The sequence below is a fragment of the Hydrocarboniphaga sp. genome (assembly GCF_028291725.1).
Lineage (GTDB): Bacteria > Pseudomonadota > Gammaproteobacteria > Nevskiales > Nevskiaceae > Hydrocarboniphaga.
The window spans coordinates 15,727-34,676 of sequence record NZ_JAQGNT010000042.1 but is presented as its reverse complement, the minus strand read 5'-3'; the positions used below and the strand labels follow the sequence as shown (position 1 = coordinate 34,676).

The 18,950-nt window shown below is 65.6% G+C and carries 17 protein-coding genes; 6 read left to right on the top strand and 11 right to left on the bottom strand.

All coding sequences use genetic code 11. The features are described from left to right. The first annotated feature begins 159 nt into the window (after positions 1–159). From JWQ90_RS11395 to JWQ90_RS11375, 5 genes are all read left to right on the top strand, one after another. Positions 160–1,773, top strand: a complete 1,614-nt coding sequence (locus JWQ90_RS11395) for an alkaline phosphatase family protein (protein WP_299693732.1) — start codon at positions 160–162, stop codon at positions 1,771–1,773. A 152-nt stretch (positions 1,774–1,925) separates the two neighbouring features. Then, the gene (locus tag JWQ90_RS11390; RefSeq protein WP_299693727.1) at positions 1,926–2,708 is read left to right on the top strand and encodes a CatB-related O-acetyltransferase; all 783 of its coding nucleotides are present in this window, start codon (positions 1,926–1,928) and stop codon (positions 2,706–2,708) included. 20 nt (positions 2,709–2,728) lie between these two features. Continuing rightward, complete coding sequence (locus JWQ90_RS11385; RefSeq protein WP_299693724.1) at positions 2,729–3,010, top strand: acyl carrier protein; 282 nt, start codon at positions 2,729–2,731, stop codon at positions 3,008–3,010. Between the two features lie 12 nt (positions 3,011–3,022). Next, positions 3,023–3,874 (top strand): alpha/beta hydrolase, encoded by an 852-nt coding sequence (locus JWQ90_RS11380; protein WP_299693721.1) that lies wholly within the window; start codon positions 3,023–3,025, stop codon positions 3,872–3,874. 95 nt (positions 3,875–3,969) lie between these two features. Then, entirely contained in the window at positions 3,970–4,668 is a 699-nt protein-coding gene (locus tag JWQ90_RS11375; RefSeq protein ID WP_299693718.1) for a Sir2 family NAD-dependent protein deacetylase, read from the top strand. Between the two features lie 81 nt (positions 4,669–4,749). On the opposite strand, the gene JWQ90_RS11370 is transcribed toward JWQ90_RS11375, so the two are convergent. After that, entirely contained in the window at positions 4,750–7,008 is a 2,259-nt protein-coding gene (locus JWQ90_RS11370; RefSeq protein ID WP_299693715.1) for a glycoside hydrolase family 3 N-terminal domain-containing protein, read from the bottom strand. Between the two features lie 12 nt (positions 7,009–7,020). On the opposite strand from JWQ90_RS11370, the gene JWQ90_RS11365 reads away from it, so the two are divergent. Then, positions 7,021–7,788: an outer membrane beta-barrel protein gene (locus JWQ90_RS11365; RefSeq protein ID WP_299693713.1), complete on the top strand. Its 768-nt coding sequence runs from the start codon at positions 7,021–7,023 to the stop codon at positions 7,786–7,788. Between the two features lie 39 nt (positions 7,789–7,827). Here JWQ90_RS11365 and JWQ90_RS11360 read toward each other — a convergent pair whose 3' ends face one another. From JWQ90_RS11360 to mobA, 10 genes are all read right to left on the bottom strand, one after another. After that, positions 7,828–8,598, bottom strand: coding sequence for a hypothetical protein (locus JWQ90_RS11360; protein WP_299693710.1), 771 nt, complete (start codon positions 8,596–8,598; stop codon positions 7,828–7,830). Beyond that, on the bottom strand, positions 8,595–10,091 hold the full coding sequence (locus JWQ90_RS11355) for a hypothetical protein (protein ID WP_299693707.1): 1,497 nt from the start codon (positions 10,089–10,091) through the stop codon (positions 8,595–8,597). The genes JWQ90_RS11360 and JWQ90_RS11355 overlap by 4 nt, the downstream gene beginning before the upstream one ends. A 20-nt stretch (positions 10,092–10,111) precedes the next feature. Further along, the gene (locus tag JWQ90_RS11350; protein WP_299693704.1) at positions 10,112–12,445 is read right to left on the bottom strand and encodes an efflux RND transporter periplasmic adaptor subunit; all 2,334 of its coding nucleotides are present in this window, start codon (positions 12,443–12,445) and stop codon (positions 10,112–10,114) included. Between the two features lie 41 nt (positions 12,446–12,486). Then, positions 12,487–13,935: a TolC family protein gene (locus tag JWQ90_RS11345; RefSeq protein WP_299693702.1), complete on the bottom strand. Its 1,449-nt coding sequence runs from the start codon at positions 13,933–13,935 to the stop codon at positions 12,487–12,489. 214 nt (positions 13,936–14,149) lie between these two features. After that, positions 14,150–15,349: a gephyrin-like molybdotransferase Glp gene (gene glp, locus JWQ90_RS11340; RefSeq protein WP_299693699.1), complete on the bottom strand. Its 1,200-nt coding sequence runs from the start codon at positions 15,347–15,349 to the stop codon at positions 14,150–14,152. 104 nt (positions 15,350–15,453) lie between these two features. Beyond that, on the bottom strand, positions 15,454–16,383 hold the full coding sequence (moaCB, locus tag JWQ90_RS11335) for a bifunctional molybdenum cofactor biosynthesis protein MoaC/MoaB (RefSeq protein ID WP_299693696.1): 930 nt from the start codon (positions 16,381–16,383) through the stop codon (positions 15,454–15,456). After that, positions 16,383–16,877, bottom strand: coding sequence for a molybdenum cofactor biosynthesis protein MoaE (locus JWQ90_RS11330; protein WP_299693689.1), 495 nt, complete (start codon positions 16,875–16,877; stop codon positions 16,383–16,385). The genes moaCB and JWQ90_RS11330 overlap by 1 nt, the downstream gene beginning before the upstream one ends. Before the next feature lie 10 nt (positions 16,878–16,887). Continuing rightward, entirely contained in the window at positions 16,888–17,130 is a 243-nt protein-coding gene (locus JWQ90_RS11325) for a MoaD/ThiS family protein (RefSeq protein WP_299693686.1), read from the bottom strand. A gap of 162 nt (positions 17,131–17,292) precedes the next feature. Then, positions 17,293–18,297, bottom strand: a complete 1,005-nt coding sequence (moaA, locus tag JWQ90_RS11320) for a GTP 3',8-cyclase MoaA (RefSeq protein ID WP_299693684.1) — start codon at positions 18,295–18,297, stop codon at positions 17,293–17,295. Continuing rightward, positions 18,290–18,886, bottom strand: coding sequence for a molybdenum cofactor guanylyltransferase MobA (gene mobA / locus JWQ90_RS11315; RefSeq protein ID WP_299693680.1), 597 nt, complete (start codon positions 18,884–18,886; stop codon positions 18,290–18,292). The genes moaA and mobA overlap by 8 nt, the downstream gene beginning before the upstream one ends. Between the last annotated feature and the right edge of the window lie 64 nt (positions 18,887–18,950).

Genomic DNA, 18,950 nt, shown 5'->3' with positions numbered 1-18,950 from the left:
TAGCGCCGCAGGCGCGTATCGAGGGGAAGCGACGCGAGGGACGCATCCGAGGTCCGTGCGATCCCTCGATACGCTTCGCTGCGCGGAGCTACTCGGGAGGAACGGGGGCCGCGCACTCGTTTCACCATTCAGCAACCCATGCACTCACTGAGCACACTCATGGACTCGCAAAACACGAAGACCAAGACGCTATTCATCGGACTCGATGGCTGCACTTTCACGGTGCTCGACGAGATGCTGCGCGAGCTGCCGGATGTCGGCGTCACCATGCCGTACCTGTCCAAGCTGCTGAAAGGCGGCGTGCGCGCCAAGCTGCGTTCGACGCCGAACCCGCTGACACCGCCTGCATGGACTTCGATCATGACCGGCAAGAATCCGGGCGCGCATGGCGTGTTCGATTTCATCCGTGCCGAAGACAAAGGCGGTGAGGTCTACTGGACGCTCTACGACAGCCGCGATGTCGACTCCGAGATGATCTGGCAGATCGCCAACCGCAACGGCAAGAAGATCGCCGCACTGAATTTCCCGCTGACCGCGCCGCCGGCAGCGGAAACCAACGGCACCGTGGTGCCAGGCTTCATTCCGGCCAAGCATCTGCGCCGCAACAGCCACCCGGCCGGTCTTTTCGAAAAGCTGAAGGCCGAGATTCCAGGTTTCGATCCGAAGGAACTCGCCTGGGATTTCGACAACGAGAAGCAGGCCACCGAAGTGCTGTCGCCGGAAGACACCTTCAAATGGGTCAGCTACCACCTGCCGCGCGAACACCAGTGGTTCAAGGTCGCCGAGTACGTGCTCAAGAACGAGCAGCCCGACCTGATGGCGGTGATGTTCGACGGCACCGACAAGATCCAGCACCAGGCCTGGCCTTACCTCGATCCGAAGCTGTTGAAGTCGGAGCCGACGCCTTACGACTTGCGCATGCGCGAAGTCTGTCTCGAATATTTCCGCAACGTCGACGACTACATCGAGCAGCTCGTCAAGCTCTGTGGCCCCGACGTGCAGGTGTTCTTCGCCTCCGACCACGGTTTCACGGCTTCGGTCGAAGTGCTGCGCATCAACGTGTTCCTGGAAGAGAAGGGTTATCTGCAGTGGGCCACACACGACGGCAGCGAGCAGGCGCTGCGTCGCGAGGCTTCGGATTTCGCCAACCTCGACTGGTCCAAGACCACAGCGTACTGCCGCACGCCCTCGTCCAACGGCATCCATATCCGCGTATCGACCAAGCCGGGCGAGCCGGGCATCCAGCCTAGCGAGTACGAGGCCTTCCGCGAAAAACTGATCGCCGACCTGCTGTCGCTGCGCAACCCGAATGGCGAGCCGGTGGTCGTCGACGTGCTCAAGCGCGAGGAATGGTTCCCAGGCGCCCACATGGAGAAGGCCTGTGACCTGACCCTGGTGCTGCGCGACAACGGTTTCGTGTCGATCCGCAACATCCAGCCGGCGGTAGTCATGCGGCCTACGCCGGCCGGCACGCATCATCCGGACGGCATCTTCATGGCCGCCGGCAGCGGGATCACGGCCGCGGACATGGCCGAGCGCTGCGACATCCGCGACGTCTGCCCGACCCTGCTGTACAGCCTGGGCCTCGCCGTACCCAAGGACATGGAGGGCAAGGTGGCCGCGCACTTCTTCACGCCAGAATATTTCGCTGCGAATCCGATCAAGAAAGGTGCGCCGACCAGGAAAGTGCAGCGCGAGGCGGGCGAAGAAATGGACGCCGCCGAAAAGCAGCAGATCATTGAACAGCTGCAGATGCTCGGCTACATGGAATAGATACGAAAGGAAAGGCGGATTGTCGGCTGGATGATACCGTTGCACGGGCGGCGGACCATTTGAACGGTCAAAAGCGCCGTTCGGCCGACAGGTTTGCCGAATGCGGCACAGGTAATGCAACTTCCCAGGTATAAAGAACCCAGGGAATGAGCATGGACATGCCGAACGAGTTTGGCGGTAGAGCGCTGTTTGAACGTGGGCTGGTCGCCGAGGAGGGCCAGGGTATTGCTGGGAGACTGCTTTTCGAGCGGCCCGCCTGGCCTCAGGGGCACCGCTTGAAGGATTGCAGTCTCGGTGCGTTCACGTTTTTCAACGCAGCGGGAATTACCAGCGCCTATCGCACCCACTTTGGGCGCTACTCGCAGATCGGCGAGTCGTCGATCATCGGTCCGCCCGAGCACCCGCAGAATTATTTCAGCTCACACCCGTTTGCTTTCACCCGCCCGCAATACATGCCGACGATGTATCAGTTCGAGGACTTCGCGAGACTCGCGCCGGAAAAACAGCCGGGGCTGTCGTATGTCGACACGGTGCCCAGCGATACCGTGATCGGGCACGAGGCCTATATCGGTGCAGGCTCGTTCGTGAAGCGCGGAGTCACCATCGGTGATGGCGCGACCGTCGGCGCGTGTTCGGTGGTGACGCGCGATATTCCGCCTTATGCGATCGCGGTCGGTTCACCGGCCCGGGTGGTTCGGCTGCGCTTCGATGATAGGCTGGTAGAGCGCTTTCTGAAGCTGCAGTGGTGGCGTTACGATCTCGCGCCGTACAAGAAACAGGTGGATTTCACGAAGGTGGAAGCGACACTCGAGTTCTTCGAACAGCACGTTGCCGAGGGCAATCTACCGTTACTGCATCCGGACACCTACAGTGTTACCCGTCAGCCCTCCGGCCTCATGGTCGAGAAGCTGTCGGAGCCGCTTTTCTCAACTTGAATTCATAAAACCGGAGTCCCATGCCTGCATCCAGCGACCAGCTCGTCGGCCAACTTTCCGAGCTGCTGAAAGATTTCACCCAGGACTGGGACAACGAATTCGAAGGCGAGATGACGCGCGAAACCAAGCTGCTCGGCGACCTCGGCTTCGAGTCGATCGATATCATCCAGCTGGTCGTCGCCATTGAGCAGATGGTGCACAAGAGCAAACTGCCGTTCAACGAACTGCTGATGAAAGAAGGCCGCTACGTCGACGACCTGTCGATCGGCCAGATCGCCGACTTCGTCGCGACCAAGATCTAGGCTGGCGGTCGTATGGGCGAAACCGTCGTCGGCGGCGTCAAGCTCGCCTGGCAGCAGATGGGCGAGGGGCCGGATCTGGTCTTCGTCCACGGCCTCGCCGCGAGCCGCGCGTTCTGGTTCGCGCAATACGCGCTGCCGCTGCAGGATCGATATCGCTGCACGATGTACGACCTGCGCGGGCACGGCTACAGCGAGCGCGCGGCGACTGGATATTCGTCGACGGCACTGGCCGCGGATCTTTCCGGCCTGCTCGACGGCATCGGCATCGAACGATGCCATCTGGTCGGTCACAGCTATGGCGGCGGTGTCGCGCTGGAATACGCAGCCGCTCAGCCCCAGCGGGTGCAGTCGCTGTGCGTGATGGACACCAAGGTCAATGCGCTGCAGCCGCGGCAGATGCTGTCGGACATGCCGTATCTGTCAGCGTTCGAGATCGATGTGGCGGAGAAGTCCGGCATTGACTGGGCCATGGAAGAACAGATCGGGCTGCGCTTCCTGGAAGTGGTCGCGCGTTTGAAAGCGGGCAACGCGGAACTGCCGAGCCGTGATGCGGTGACCCCGTTCGGCGAGGGCCGCGGCGCGGCGCGCACTGCGCGTGCCTGGGTTGATCTGATCGACACGCCCGGCGTTCGCGAGCAGCTTTTACAGCCCGGCTTCAGTGCGGACGTGCTCGCCGACAAGCTGCGCGATACGCCGCTGCTGCTGATCTACGGCGAGCTGTCGCGCTGCATGCCGTCCTGCCGCAGCCTGAGTGCGCTGCTGCCGCAGGCCGAAGTCGAAGTCGTGCCCGGCGGCGGGCACTTCTTTCCGCTGTCGCACGCGGCGAGTGTGCGGCCGCGGCTGAAGCATTTCCTGCGCGCCTGATCGGAATCTGTAGGAGCGGCTTTTAGCCGCGATTGAGGCTTCACTGACACAATCGCGGCTAAGAGCCGCTCCTACAGTTGAGGATTGAAGCTCGTATGCAAATTTCAATCAGTGAACACTCCTCGGTCGTTTTCTTCACCGGCGCCGGCCTGTCCGCCGAATCCGGAGTGCCGACGTATCGCGGCGCCGGCGGCATCTGGGCGCAGTATCGCTACGAGGATTACGCCTGCCAGCGCGCTTTCGATCGTGATCCGCAGCGAGTGCTGCACTTTCACGAGCTGAGACGCGCAAGCGTGCTGGCATGCGCACCACACGCGGGGCATGCCGCGCTCGCCGCGATGCAGGCTGCGCATCCGAGAGTGCAGGTCGTGACGCAGAACATCGACGGCATGCTGCAACGCGCCGGCGTGCGGGTCGACGCGGAGTTGCATGGTTCGATGTGGCGCATGCGCTGCACCCAGCACGGTATTCGCGACGATTTTTCGGGCGGCGCCTACGCCAGCCGAAAGTGCGAGCATTGCGCTGCCTGGCTGCGGCCCGACATCACTTGGTTCGAGGACTCGATCGACGAAGCGGTGTTCGCGCGCGCAGGGAAATTGATCTCGGAGTGCTCACTGTTCGTCGCGGTCGGCACCTCGGCCGTGGTTTATCCGGCGGCGGCTTTCGTGCCCCTGGCGAAACGTTCGGGTGCGCAACTCGTCGAGATCAATCCAGAGACCACCGAGGCTTCATCCTTGTTCGATCGCCATATCGCCTTGCCGGCGAGCCAGGCGCTGACGACGCTGTTCGTCTGAGCCTTGCTGATTCTCAACTGTAGGAGCGGCTCTTAGCCGCGATCGTGCCGTTGAGGCCTCAATCGCGGCTAAGAGCCGCTCCTACAGTGGCGGCATCAAGGTGAATTGCGTGGCCGAACCATCGACCGCCGAGGGCGCGATCCATAGATCGAATTCACCGGGCTCGGCGACCGGCTTCAGCTCGGTGCCGATGAATTCCAGATCCGCACGCGACAGTTCGAAGCTGACTTCGCGGCTTTCGCCCGGCGCCAGATGCACGCGCAGGAAATTCTTCAGTTCGCGGACCGGCCTGGTGACGCTGGCAACCCGGTCGTGCACATACAGCTGCGCCGTTTCATCCACGGCGCGTGGGCCGGTGTTGCGGATGGTCGCGCTCGCCTTCAGGCGTCCATTCCAGGGCATCGTGCGCGCGCTCAGTGCCGGCGCAGAATATTCGATCGTCGAATAACTCAGCCCGTGACCGAACGCATACAGCGGCGCCGCGGTCAGCTCGCGGTAGCGCGCGGTGTATTCCTTCAGCGGGCCGGGCGGCGGCGGCCGCCCGGTGGATTTGTGCGCGTAGTAGTAGGGCACCTGGCCCGATGCCTGTGGAAAGCTGACCGGCAGGCGCCCGCTCGGACTCACGGTGCCGAACAAAACGTCGGCGATCGCATGGCCGGTTTCCGCGCCGAGGAACCAGGTCACCAGCGTTGCGTCTGCGTCGCGCACCGCGCCGGTCAGCGCGAGCGCGCGACCGGTGCGCAGCAGTACCACGAGCGGTTTTCCAGTGGCGGCAACCGCTTCTGCAAGCGCCTGCTGGGCCGCTGGAATCACGATCTCGGTGCGCGACTGCGCTTCACCGGACATCGCCTCGCCTTCGCCGATTGCGAGCACTACCACGTCGGCCGCCGCTGCGGCGGCGACTGCGGCGGCAATACCACCTTCGAGCGGCGCATCGATGTCGCTGCCGCGAGTCACGCTGAGCAGCGTGGGGTCCGCGATCGCGGCACGCAGGCCGGCCTCGACACTGACCGCGTCATGCCGGTCATCGAACACCGTCCAGGGACCATTCAGATCGGCCGGTCCGCCGGCCAGCGGGCCGATCAGTGCAAGTCGTTTGCCGGTACGCGGCAGCGGCAGCAGATCATGATCGTTCTTCAGCATCACGATGGCGCGCGTGGCCGATTCGCGGGCCAGCGCCCGCATGTCGGCCGTATGTGAAAAGCGCTTTTCCCGGGCTGTGTCCATGCGGCCATAAGGCCGGTCGAACAGCCCCAGATTGCGCTTGGCGCGCAATACACGACGCACCGCTTGGTCGAGCCGCGTCATCGGTACGTCGCCACTGGCGACCAGTTCCGGCAGATATTGCTGGTAAAGCCGGCTGGTCATGCTCATATCGACGCCGGCCATGAAGGCGAGCTTCACCGCCGCGCGATCGTCGGCGGCGACACCATGCTCTACCAGCTCGTGATCGGCGGCATAGTCGGAGATCACCAGGCCCGGATATTGCCACTCGCGGCGCAGCACGCCGTCGAGCAGCGCCGAGTTCGCCATCGCCGGAATGCCGCCGATCTCGTGGAAGCCGGCCATTACTGCACCGGCGCCGGCGTCGAACGCGGCCTTGAACGGCGGCAGGTAGACCTCGCGCAGCGTGCGTTCGGAGATGTCGACGACGTTGTAGTCGAGCCCGCCTTCAGCGCCGCCGTAGCCGGCGAAATGCTTGGGCGTCGCCATCATGGCATCGTCGTCGGCCAGCCTTCCGCCTTTCTGATAGCCGCGCACGCGCGCCGCAGCGAAGCGCGAGGCCAGCAGCACGTCTTCACCGGCGCCTTCGACGCCGCGGCCCCAGCGCGCATCGCGCGCGATATCGACGTTCGGCGCCAGGTTCCAGGCGACGCCGGCGGCGGTGGCCTCGACTGCGGTGGCGCGCGCCACCCGCTCGGCCAGTGCCGGGTCCCAGCTCGCCGCTTCCGCCAGCGGCACCGGGTAGATCGTGTGAAAGCCGTGGATTGCATCGACCGAAATCAGCACCGGAATCTTCAGCCGCGACTGCTCGACCGCGGCGCGCTGCAGCTGCCGCGCCCAGTTGGCGCCGATACCGTTGAACACCGCGCTGATCCTGCCTTCGCGGATCTCGTTGAGCTGCCGCTGCATCGCGGTGGGTTCGCCAGGCTGGCGTTCGTTGTCCGAAGGTTCATGCTCGTAGACCGCGGCCACCAGCGTCAGCTGGCCGGCTTTTTCTTCCGGCGTCATCTTCGTGATCAGGGCTTCGATCTGGGTGTCGTCAAAAGCCGATGCCAGCGGCGCCGCGCACAGCAGCAGTGCGGCTACAAGGCCGCGATTCTTCCGTGGTTTCGCCATGGCGGGATTTTAGTGGCTGGCGACGGACTGCGCTTCTTTCCCGCGGCAATGGGTTTCTATCTGCCGGAAACTCGGGCAGGATCGCGCGCCGGCGCGACAGACGTCGGAGCAATCAACGGGGTTGAACGGGGACTTATGCGGGAACTTATGCGGGGACTTATGAAATATCGGGTTTTACTGCTTTGCTTCGGGGTTTTGGGGATCAGCGCGCAGGCGCAGGCGCTTGGCAACCTACGCGCCGCGATCGGCAGTGGCGGCTTCGAGCTGGATGATGGGGATCTGGATGTCGATGCCGACCTGAGCAGTGCGGATTTCCGCGCCGCGCTCCAGGTCAACGAGCATGTCTTTCTGCGGGGCCAGTACACGCGCTATTCGGCGAACAAAATCGAGATCGACGGCGACAAGTACGATGCCGACATGGATCTGGACACCGTCCGTCTCGGTGCCGGTTACGGTGGTGACGTCGGCAGCATCCGGCTCTACGGTGCGGCGGAGTACGTCAGCCTGGACTTCGAGATCGAAGGGGAAAGCGACGACGGCAATGGCTGGGGCGTGACGCTGGGCATCGGCGACCAGAACAAGTCTAAGCTGATGTGGAATGCCGAGCTGACTTTCCTTGATGTGGACGGGACTGGCGGCGCGAGCCTGGATGCCAGCATCGGCTACCGCATTACGCCGGTTTTCGCGGGACTGATCGGTGTTCAGAGCTATGCGCTCGAAGACGACGACAGCGAGCTGAGCTTCGGCAGCGCCTACCTGGGTCTGCAGCTGTCGTTTTAGCGTTCCGCCGGATCGCCGCGGCTTGCCCGGCGATCCGGCTCAGCTGCCGCGGTAACCGATCGATGCTTCAAGCTGCGGCAGTGTCGGCGCCATCGCCCGCAGTTCTTGGCGCGCATACGGCCAGTTGAAGCGCTCTGATGTCGTCGTTGCGCGGGCCAGCAGTGCATCGGCATCGAGTCCTGCCAGTTCGGCGATATCGACGCGAATGCGGCTCAGATCACGCGCGTCCGAGAAAGCGCGTGCCAAGGCTGCGTGGATCTGATACCAGGCAAGCTCCGGCTTCAGCACCGGCGCCGCGTTGAACACGTTGTGATCGCGATAGTCCGGCGGCGTGAACAGCCTGCCCTTGTAGTGCGCGGTGGCTGCTTCTACGAACGGCGCGAGCGGCGTCGTCACGTGCACATATACGGCTCGCGGCAAGCGCGCGAACCAGCGCTCGATTTGATGGATGCGGAAGCCGGCCGACAGATCGGTCATCGTCACCAGCGGCGTATCGATCGCGCCGAGCAGCGCCTCGAGCAATTCGGCGATGCTCCAGTTCGCATGCAGCGCGAGAAACGCGGCGGGGTTTTCCGCAGCGGCCGGCAGATAGCGGCTCAGTGCCGCGAACAGAGGCTCGTGCTGCGGCGTCTGCGCCAGCGCATAAAGCTCGGGCAGCTGTTTGACCCTGTCAACCAGCGACAATTGCAGATCGCCCAGGTACACACCGCGGTCCACGCCGTTGCCGGATTGCGCCAGCCGCTGTGCCTGCGCCTCGATGCCGCTGTGCGGCGTCCCCAGCAGGACGACGACGCTCGTCGACTTCGTCATTCGTTCGGCCCGCGACGATGGCCCAGAAAAACCTCGCAGCCGCCGCGCGGATTCTTCACGTACTGCCACTTGCCGTGACGCTGGATCGCGACTTCCGGCCCATAGGGATTGGCGGTGCCGACGAACAGGCCATGCGGAGTCGAGGCGAAGTTGCGCACGCCCCAGTTGTACTGGTTTTCGAAGCCCGAGCGGGTGACGTTTTCCCAGCGCACGCCGTCGGGCGTGCGCCACAGGTCGAAGCCGCCCATGTCGCGATTCAGTCGGTCCAGGCCCCAGCGCCGCACCAGCACCAGCACGTCTTCGGGCCAGACGTTCAAAGGCACGTAGGGCAGCACGTTGGCCCAGGAGAACGTGCCGACATACAGCCAGCCCTGGTGCTCCGCCATGCGCCAGATGTAGCCGTTGAACAAGTTGTCGAAACCTGCGCCGTAACCGGACAGCGGTGACTTCAGGCCGTCCGGTGTTTCACGCGGCAGACCCACCAGCAATTCCCAGGAGTCGTCGGGCCAGACCCGTATCACTTCCGATGCGGCGGGGCCGATGCGGAACTGGCGGTGGAAGCCGCCGTTGGCGATGCCGGTGCCGACATACAGTGCACCCTTGAACACGCACAGGCTGGCGGCGGCCTCGTTGTGCTTGCCTCGGAAGGCGCCCTTGTCCAGCACTTTCTTCCAGGTGTACGGCGGCTTGTCGGCTTGCTCGGTACGCCATAGCTGCAGGCCGCGCGGATTGACCGTGCCGGCGTACAGACGCCCGTGATACTCGACCATCTCGAACACGGTGATGTTGGCGCGCTCGCCGAAACCTTCGGTATTGGCGCTGGTCCACTTCGCGCCGGCGATGTCGTCGGTGCAGTAGATCGTCGATTCGCTGCCGACGGAATCCAGCGCCCGGCGCACGCCGCCGATCACCGCGCTGGAGCTGGTCGGCGTGGTGTGAATGCGGCCCTGGAACGGCTGCAGCGTGCGGAACGAACGCACGTTCGCGCCAAACGGCGGGCGCGGCACCGATTGAAAGCTGAGGCCGTCTTCGCAGCGCAGAATGTCCGGCGGTTCCGGCGCACGCGCCGGCGCCCAGGTTGACACGTACAGGCAGGGCTCGGCATCGCTGCCGCCCTGGAATACCGCCATGCCGCGGAAGCCGATGTAGCGCGGCACCTGCTGGCCGTTGGCACCGGTGACCCAGACCGCCTGATAGAGCCGCGTCCACTGTTTGGCGAGCGGGTCGTAGCACCAGATCTCGGCGCGCCGGTCGTAGTCGTAGACGTCCTTCTTCCAGTCCGTCGGCCAGGGCAGCATGTTCGGCGTCGGCAGATTGCATTTGTTCATCTGCAGCACGCCGCGCGTGGTGCCGACGAACAGGCGGCCCTTGAACCAAGCCATGCTGTGCGCGTAAGAGTTCAGCCCGTCGCCGAAGCCGCTGCGATTGATCAGCCGGAAATCATCCGTGCCCAGGCCGAGCTCGTCGCCACCGGCCACAGGCTGATCCGACATCGGTGGCGCGAGCGTGGAACTCAAGGCAGCCAGGACCAGACTTCGACCATCGCGAAGCGCACCAGCGCGCGCGTGAATGCCAGGCCCGCCAAGGTCCAGTGACTGCGCACCTTGCCCTGGCCGGTCATCTCCGGCTTGAGCTGGCTGTTGCTGTCGTCGAGCAGCACGCGCACGCGCACGATCTTGCCGTAGTCGCCTTTCTCGGCGTCCGGCGCGATATGCGTGACCTTGCCTTGGAAGCTTGCGCCCGGGAACGCCCAGACGCGCACCCAGGCTCTGGAATCCAGGTGAACCTTGGCCATCGTCGATTCGGGGAGTTCGATTTCGGCCTGCAGCTGCGCGGTGTCCTCGACGAACGCGATCGGCGCGCCGACCGGCAGGTAAGTGCCCTTGGCGAACAGCAGGCGGTCGGAGACGACACGGCCGGCAATCGGCGCGCGCACATGGGTATTGGCGAGCTGCTCCTTGTGATACGTCAGCTCGGTTTCGGCCTTCAGCACCTCGGCCTGCAGCGCGGCGACGCGCTCGTCACGCGCCGGATTGACGATCACCTTGACCTGCTGCTGCGCCTCGATCACTTCCTGGCTGCGTACCGCGGCGGTGCCGCGCGCGGTGTCGTATTCCTGCGGCGAAACCGCCTTGCGGCTGTAGGCCTTGGCCAGGCGATCGGCCTCGGCCTGGGCGAACTGCTGGCGCTTGCGCGCGGTCTCGAGCTTCTCTCGCGCCAGCTGCACTTCGCCGGACGCGCCGCCGGTCTTGACGATGGACAACTCGGCCTGCGCGCGCCGCAGCGTCGCCTCGGCGGCGGCGACTTCGGCCTGGGTCTGCACGTCGGAGATCTGCAGCAGCTCCTGGCCGGCCTGCACCACATCGCCTTCCTGGACCAGCACCTGCTTGACGTCGCCGGATACCAGCGCGCGCACCTCGGCGCGATCGCGCGGCAGTACCACGGCCGCTCCGCTGGGTTCGTACGGGTAGGGCACGAAGAACAGCAGCGCGACGATGCCGATGATGATCCAGGTCGTTTTCGACCAGGTGCCCGGATACTTCAATACGCTGAGAAGTTTCACGCTGAAAGGCTCCATTGAGTCGCGCAGATAAAGCCCGCGCCGGCTTTGGCGATACATCGAGAAACCGAACACCGCCACAAAAATGAAAACGCCCGCGCCGCCGAAGATGCGTTCGAGCAGACGGGCCGGGAACATCAGGTAAAGAATGATCACGGCCGCAAAGTAGACCAGCATCGCACCCGCATAAATCACCCGGATGCGCTTGGACGGCAGTGGCCTTTCGTTCCAGGGCCGGTCCCATCCGAACAGTGACATCCAGGCCTGTTCGCGCAGGTCCGGCACGCCCAGACGGTTGCTCAGCCAGTGATAACCGTCGCGCCGCGCCAGCGGGTTGACGGTGAACAGGAACAGCAGCAGCGCAAACGCGGCCTGGCCGAGAAAATAATGCGGCAGCACGCCCGGCCCGAGCCGGGTCAGGAACCAGCCGAACTGCGCCAGCAGGCACAGCAGCAGCAGCCCGAGTAGCGGCGACAGCAGGATCAGCGAGCGGCCGCGCTCGTCGGCGCGTTCGGCCGCGCCGGCGGTGTTGGTGAAGAAGCGCGGGATGAAGCCGAAGCCGAACACCAGGCCGAACTCCGGCCATTCACCGGTAGCGCGGCGGATCGCGCCGAGCCGTGCGAGCTGCGCGGCCAGGTTGTTGAGCAGCGCCGACACCGCCAGCACGATCGCGAAGTGATACCAGATGCGCAGCTGCATACCGACCATCGCGACGTCCAGGCGCACGTTCCACATCGCGACGATGCCGCCGATCACCAGCACCAAGGTCAGCCAGCCGAGCCAGGTGTGCGCCGCCGGTGCCGAGAACAGCCGCGCCAGACCGGCGAAGAAACCCGGCGACAGCGGCAGCTGCACTTCGTCGGCGGTGCCGCGATGGCGGCCGCCGAAGCTGCCGGCGATCGCGCCGGGCAGTCCGGGCTGCGCCAGCGTGCCGGGCAGCAGCGTCGGCAGCGGCATGATGTCGTGCCGCTCCGGATGGGCGGCCTGGCCCCAGGGATCGCGTTCCAGCTGCGCCGGCGCCGGCAGCGGCTCGCGCACGCCGGGTTCGAGGATGCCGGCCAGCGCCAGGTCGATCGCGGCCTCCTGCAATTCCCAGGCGACGATGTCGCCGAATTGCTCGCGCGCCGCCTGCAGCCGCGCCTCAAAGCTGCGTCGGCCGTCGAACAGCGGCGCGTAGCGGCGCGTCGCCGTGGCGATGCCCGAGGTGACAGGCAAGGCCGCGGCATCGACCAGGCAATACGGCTGCGCGCCAGGTGCGGCCGCGCGGTCGGTGGTGTCAGCGCTCATGCGGATTCATCGCGGGGATCAGGCGAAGTGATCGCGCGCAATCAGTTGGATTCGAGATGGGTGGACGCGGGCAGCGTCTCGCTGCTGACGTCTGGCGGCGGTGTCGGCCAGCCCGGCTCGGGGAACTTCAGCAGCAGCTCGATGCGCGCCATGTCTTCGCGGTTGAGCACGCCGGCCGCGGCCTTGAGTTCGATCAGCGAACCCAGGTAGGCGAGGCGTTCGCGGGCAAAGTCGCGCTCGGCCTCGTAGCGGCGGCGTACCGCCGCCAGCCACTCCGCGGTGGTTTCGGTGCCGACTTCCAGGCCGACCTGGGTGCTGTTTGCGGAATCGGTTGCGGCTTCGACCGCGTGGCGGCGCGCTTCGATCTGCCGGTACGACGAGGCGGCGCTCATCCAGGCGCTCTGCACCGCGATCTTCACCTGTAGTTCGGCGCTGCTGAGCTTGGCTTCGGATTGCGCCAGCTGCGCATTGGCGCGATCGATGTCGGCCGAGATCGCGCCGCTGGTGAACAAGGGCAGCGTCACTTCCACGCCGATGCGCTGATCCAGATCGCGCCGCGCGCCGGAGATACCGCCGTCGGAATCGAAATAGGCGTGGCTGCCGATGATGTCGACTTTCGGCAGGCGCCGGCTCTTGGACAGCTCGATGCCGACACGCGAGGCCTGCACCGCGGTGCGCGCCGCGGCCAGTGCCGGCTGCTTGTCGAGCGCGGTCCTGATCCAGCTTTGCAGGTCGCCCGGATCCAGCCGCGGCAGCGGCGTCTGCGGCTGCAGCACCGCGATCCGCTTGAACTCGCCGCCGACTGTCAGCGCGAGTTTCAGACGCGCCGACTGCACCATGTCTTCGGCGTCGATCTTGTTGGCCTCGGCGCTGGCGCGGGCGGCGCGCACCAGCGCGACGTCGGATTCCTTGACCAGGCCCGAGCTCTGGCGATTCTCGATCTGGCGCTGCTGCTCGATCGTCGACGACAGTTCGGCATACCGGCCGCGCAGCACTTCGAGCGCGTCAACGACCATGAAATAGTCTTTAGCCAGGCTGACCGCAACCTTGGTTTCGGTCATGTCCAGCGACAGTTCGGCGGCACTGACGTTGAGCTTCGCCAGATCCACTGTCTTGAACAGATCGGGGCGGTACAGCGCCTGGCTCAGGCCCAGACCGTAGGCGTATTTGTTGAAAGTGTCGGACCGGTCGATGTCGGCGACGCCGTAGTAGTCGCCCTTGACGGACTGATGGGTCCAGTCGTAGTCGCCCTTCAGGCCAACTTGCGGAAACTCTGCGGCCCGCGCGGTTTTCTCGGCGCTATGAGCGACGGCCAGAGCCGAATTCGCGACGTTCAGATCCGGCGACAGACCCATGGCGCGCACATAGGCGGCACCGAACCGCAGATCTCCCAGGTCCGTGTCCTGGGCCTGCGACGGCCCGGCGACGGCCCCGAGACAGCCGAGCAGCATCAGACCCTTGACGCTCCACGCAAGCGTGCGCTGACCCACGGTGTGCTCTCCCTTACGACGCTCAGGACGTACCCGACTGATGCATCACATGATGACGCGGCCGAATAGCCGAAGACCCGTGCCCCACGTCGCCTTCGGTTTGGTTATATGCCTATAAGCCGCTGACTTTACTGAAACAAACCAGCGCCGTCCACGTCCGTTACGAACGGCTTCAGCATTGAAGGCAACATGGAAATCGGGTGTAGGCCAGAGCTTACAACGGGCTCCATTCGACGATCGCTCCAGCCGAGCAACGGCCATCCGCAGCCGCCGGAATGCGCACCAGCACCGAAGCTTCGGCGAGATTGCTGAGCATGTGTGAAGCCTGCTTGCCCAGAGGCCTCAGCATCGACTGGCCGCCGTCGTCGGTGGCCTCGCGCATGCGCAGCCACAGGGTTTTCGCAGTCTCGGCGCGAACATCGGTGGCGAGCCGTCCGCGGCGCCAGGCCGGCAAGGTCTGCACGCCCTCGAAGCGCGCCAGCGCCGGCCGCACGTACACCAGCAGGTTGACCAGCACCGAGGCCGGATTGCCAGGCAGGCCGAACAGCTGGCTGCGGCCGGTACTGGCGACGTACAGCGGCATGCCGGGCTTTTGCGCGACTTTCCAGAACAGCGTGGTCGCGCCGCAGGCCTGGGCCGCAGCCGGCACATGGTCGTGATCACCGACCGAGACGCCGCCGGTGGTCAGCACGATGTCGGCCTCCGCAAAGGCTTTTGCCAGCGCTACGCAGACGCTGTCGTAGCGGTCGTCGACGTAGCGCAGCCTCACCTGGGTATAGCCCCAGTGCTGCAGATGCGCCTGCAGCAGCGGGCCATTGGCGTCAGCGATCTGGCCGGGCTTGAGCACGGCGCCGGGCGGCGCGACTTCGTCGCCGGTGACCAGCACCGCGATGCGCGGCTGTCGATAGACCTGCACGGCGCAGACACCGCCCATCGCGATGGCGCCGAGCAGGCCGGGCGTGATGCGCGCGCCCGCGCTGCCGATGGTGTCGCCGCGCCGCAGTTCTTCGCCCTGCCTGCGGATATCGGTGCCGGCCGCGAGCGCCTGCAGGATGCGCACGCGATCACCGTCGCGCTGCGTCAGCTCCTGGCGCACCGACACGTCGGCGCTCGTAGGCAGCCAGCCGCCGGTGAAGATGCGCGCTGCGGTGCCGGCCTGCAGCACCGGCGTGCCGGCGCGCGCGGCGGCGGCGATGGTCTGCGAGACCGGCAGATCCAGCGGCGCCTGCGCGATGTCGGCATGGCGCACCGCGTAGCCGTCGACCGCGGACTGGTCGAAAGGCGGCAGGTCGAGTGTGGAAATCGCCGATGCGGCGAGCACGCGGCCGAGCGCGTCGGCGAGTGCCCGCTCTTCGGCCTGTGGCGCGGGGACTGCAGCCAGCGCGATGCTGAGGGCTTCGTCGACGGGGATCATTTTTTGAGCGGCCTCGGTGGATTCGTAGGTTGGGGTGAGCTTGCGAACCCCAACATCGGCGCGGATCGAACGTTGGGGTTCGCAAGCTCACCCCAACCTACGGGTTAGCGATAGCCGCCCTCATGCACCGCATGTTGCGCACGATGCACTTCGATCAGATGCACCAGCGCCGGCAACACCGCGGCCAGCGTTTCTTCCGCTCCCTTGCGCGAGCCCGGGAACGTCGCGATGAAACTGTTCCTTGCCATGCCGGCGATGCCGCGCGACAGCATCGCGTAAGGCGTGCGCGCCTGGCCGAAGGCGCGCGCGGTTTCCATGAAGCCGGGCAGGTCGGTGTCGATCAGGCCCTGCAGCGCCTCGATGGTCTTGTCGCGCGGCGACAGGCCGGTGCCGCCGACGGTGATGATGCAACTGAGGTTCGCTGCGACGTGGCGCTCGACGCAGGCGCGCAGTTGCTCGGGCTCGTCCGGCAGCACTTCATAGGCGGCGATGTCGAAGCCGGCGCGCTCCAGGCCTTCGCGTACCGAGACGCCGGCGGTGTCGGGCTTGCGGCCTGCGGAGACCGTGTCGGACAACACGATGATCGCAGCGTTGCCAGTCTTGGCGCTGCGCTGATATTGCGTCTTGCCGCCTTTCTTCTCGGCCAGACGGATGTCGCCGATGCGCATCGCGATCGCCGGCGCATGCGGCTTGAGCATGTCGTAGGCGCACAGCAGCGCGATCGATACCGCAGTCAGCGCCTCCATCTCGACGCCGGTCGACGCGATCGTGCGCACCTGCGCGCTGACGTGCAGGCCGTCGTCCTGCGTGGTGACATCGATGCTGGCATCCAGTACCGACAGCGGATGGCAATGCGGCAGCAGCTCCGAAGTTTTCTTCAGACCCATCAGCGCGGCGATGCGTGAGGCCTCAGCGACATCGCCTTTCTTGACCTCGCGGTTGCGCACCATCGCCACCGTTTCCGGCGGCAGATAGAGCTTGCCTTCGGCAACCGCGCTGCGCAGCGTGGTCGGTTTCAGCGTGATGTCCAGCATCAGGTGTTCGCCTTCAGCGGCAGCTGTTTCAGATGTTCGGGCGGCTCGAAGCCGTCGGCGATGCAGCAGCCGGTGACGAACGAGGAACTGCCGTCGGGATAGAACTCTTCTTTCCAGATCGGCGCGCGATGCTTGGTCGAGTCCACCGCGTAGCGCAGCGCGGCGAAGGCCTCGGCGCGATGCGGCGCGCGCACCACCGCGTAGATCGCGATGTCGCCGATGCCAAGCTGGCCGACGCGATGCACGATGCGGCATTCCGGCACCTGGAACTGCTCACGCGTTTCCTGCTCGACTGCGGCAATGATCTTGTCGCAAAGCGCCGCATGCGCGGTGTAGATCAGATGGCTGACCGCGGCGCCTTCGTGGTGATTGCGCACGGCGCCGGCGAAGATCGCCAGCGCGCCGCAGTCGGGTCGCTCGGTCGCCAGCAGCAGAGGCTCCAGCGCGAGCGGCTCGGGCTGGATGCGGGAATAATCGATGGGTTCGGCACGCACTGGATCTCTCTCAGCCGCCGGAGACCGGCGGCAGTACGGAAAGCTCGTCGCCTTCGGATAGTGAATGATTCGGCGCAACCAGGTCGGCGCCGACCGCGTAGGCGCAGCGCGGCAGCTCCGTGGCGAGCGCCGCGTCGCTGCGCAGCAGCTCGATGGCGTCGGCGACGGTGGCGGATTCCGTCAGCGATAATCGGCGCCGTTCACTGCCGGCCAAGCGCGCAGTGACGCCCCAAAATTGGATTTCGATGTTCACGGTTTTATCCCCTCCTCGTGCGGGGAGGTGGATGTAGGCGAGTAGGTTGGGGTGAGCGCAGCGAACCCCAACATCGGCGCGGGCACACGTTGGGGTTCGCTGCGCACACCCCAACCTACGCGGCCGGATATCGATGTTCATGAGGAACAGGGGGCGCCCATCTCAGCCCCCCAACCGATGCATCGTGATCGGCCGCTCGACGTAGCCGCGCGGCGCGGCGAAGCCGGCCTCCTTGCTCCAGACGCCGCCGCGGATCATCGCCAGCAGCGCTGCATCGGGTTCGCCGGCGCGCAGCGCGTCGCGCAGCTGGGTGCCCTTGGCCGAGAACAGGCAGGCGAACAGCTCGCCGACCGCGGTCATGCGCACGCGGTCGCAGGAGCCGCAGAACGGATCGGAGACGGTGGTGATGATGCCCAGCCGGTGATGGCCGCCGAGAATGTATTCGGTGGCCGGGCTGGCGGTGCGCGGGAGTTTTTCGACCGCGCCAAAGCGTGTGCCCAGCCGCTGCAGGATTTCGCTTTCGGTGACGACGCGCTCGCGGCTCCACTGCTGCGCGTTGTCCAGCGGCATGAACTCGATGAAGCGCAGCTCGACGTCCTGCTCGAAAGCCCAGCCGGCGAGCGCTTCGATCTCACTGTCGTTGTAGTCGCGGATCACCACCGCATTGAGCTTGAACGGCAGGCCGGCCGTCTGCGCCGCCGCGATGCCTTCGAGCACCGGTTCGATCGGACCGCGCGTCAGCTTCTGGAACAGCGCCGGATCGCGCGCGTCGATGCTGATGTTCAGATCGTCGAGGCCGGCCGCTTTCAGCGCCGGCGCCAGCTCGGCCAGCCGGGTGCCGTTGCTGGTCATCGATATGCGCTGCAGGCCCTGCGGCCGCAGCAGCTGCAGGCCTTCGATCAGCTCGGGCAGGCCGCGGCGCAGCGTCGGTTCGCCGCCGGTCAGCCGCACATTCGTGATGCCCAGGTGCATCACGAACAGCGCCGTCAGCCGCAGCAGTTCTTCGATGGTCAGCAGATCGCCGCGCGGCAGCCAGGTCGGGTGCTCGGGCATGCAGTAGGCGCAGCGCAGATTGCAGCGGTCGGTCACCGACAGCCGCAGCTTGCGCTTGCGCCGGCCGTGCTGGTCCATCAGTTCCGGCAGCGCCGGTGCAATACCGTCAGCCATGGACCGGCTCCCGCTGCAACTCGTCGAGTGCCGTCGCGTCGTTGACGTTGCACAGCACACCGCCGCGCCGCGCCTGGACCACGCGATGCCGCGACTGCCAGCGCTGCAGCGACAGGCCGCCGTCCCGCATGAAAGCTTCGATGTCCGGCGCCAGCGAGGCCCGCGTCAGGCTGACCGTCGGATGCACGCCGTCGTCATCAGTGAGCACGACGACGTCGGCGTCCTGGCTGCGCTGAATCTCGATGAATTGCCGCGCCAGATCGGTGGGCAGATCGAGCGCGTCGCAGGGTGCCGTCAGCAGCCAGGACCGTGATGCGGATTCGAGCAAGCGCAGCAGGCCGGCCAGCGGGCCGGCGCCGAGACGATCACTCAGCACCGGATGGCCCAGTGCCTGATAACGATCGAGGTTGCGATTCGCCGAGATCAGCAGCTCATCGACCTGGGGCTGCAGCCGCGACAGCACCTGCTCGACGAAGCTGTGGCCGCGATACGCGATCCAGCCCTTGTCGAGACCGCCGAAACGGCGGCCTTCGCCGCCGGCGAGAATGCCGCCGGCAATCGGCTGCTGGGAGTGGGAGAGGTGTGACATGGCTCGCATTGTAGCCCCGACGCGGACCTTGCGCCGGCCCGAATATCGGTACAAATAAGCCGGT

Bases quoted from the DNA above. Each gene is read 5' to 3' on its own strand.
- JWQ90_RS11395 (WP_299693732.1), top strand. From the start codon at position 160: ATGGACTCGCAAAACACGAAGACCAAGACGCTATTCATCGGACTCGAT.
- JWQ90_RS11390 (WP_299693727.1), top strand. From the start codon at position 1,926: ATGGACATGCCGAACGAGTTTGGCGGTAGAGCGCTGTTTGAACGTGGG.
- JWQ90_RS11385 (WP_299693724.1), top strand. From the start codon at position 2,729: ATGCCTGCATCCAGCGACCAGCTCGTCGGCCAACTTTCCGAGCTGCTG.
- JWQ90_RS11380 (WP_299693721.1), top strand. From the start codon at position 3,023: ATGGGCGAAACCGTCGTCGGCGGCGTCAAGCTCGCCTGGCAGCAGATG.
- JWQ90_RS11375 (WP_299693718.1), top strand. From the start codon at position 3,970: ATGCAAATTTCAATCAGTGAACACTCCTCGGTCGTTTTCTTCACCGGC.
- JWQ90_RS11370 (WP_299693715.1), bottom strand. From the start codon at position 7,008: ATGGCGAAACCACGGAAGAATCGCGGCCTTGTAGCCGCACTGCTGCTG.
- JWQ90_RS11360 (WP_299693710.1), bottom strand. From the start codon at position 8,598: ATGACGAAGTCGACGAGCGTCGTCGTCCTGCTGGGGACGCCGCACAGC.
- JWQ90_RS11355 (WP_299693707.1), bottom strand. From the start codon at position 10,091: ATGTCGGATCAGCCTGTGGCCGGTGGCGACGAGCTCGGCCTGGGCACG.
- JWQ90_RS11350 (WP_299693704.1), bottom strand. From the start codon at position 12,445: ATGAGCGCTGACACCACCGACCGCGCGGCCGCACCTGGCGCGCAGCCG.
- glp (WP_299693699.1), bottom strand. From the start codon at position 15,349: ATGATCCCCGTCGACGAAGCCCTCAGCATCGCGCTGGCTGCAGTCCCC.
- moaCB (WP_299693696.1), bottom strand. From the start codon at position 16,383: ATGCTGGACATCACGCTGAAACCGACCACGCTGCGCAGCGCGGTTGCC.
- moaA (WP_299693684.1), bottom strand. From the start codon at position 18,297: ATGGCTGACGGTATTGCACCGGCGCTGCCGGAACTGATGGACCAGCAC.
- mobA (WP_299693680.1), bottom strand. From the start codon at position 18,886: ATGTCACACCTCTCCCACTCCCAGCAGCCGATTGCCGGCGGCATTCTC.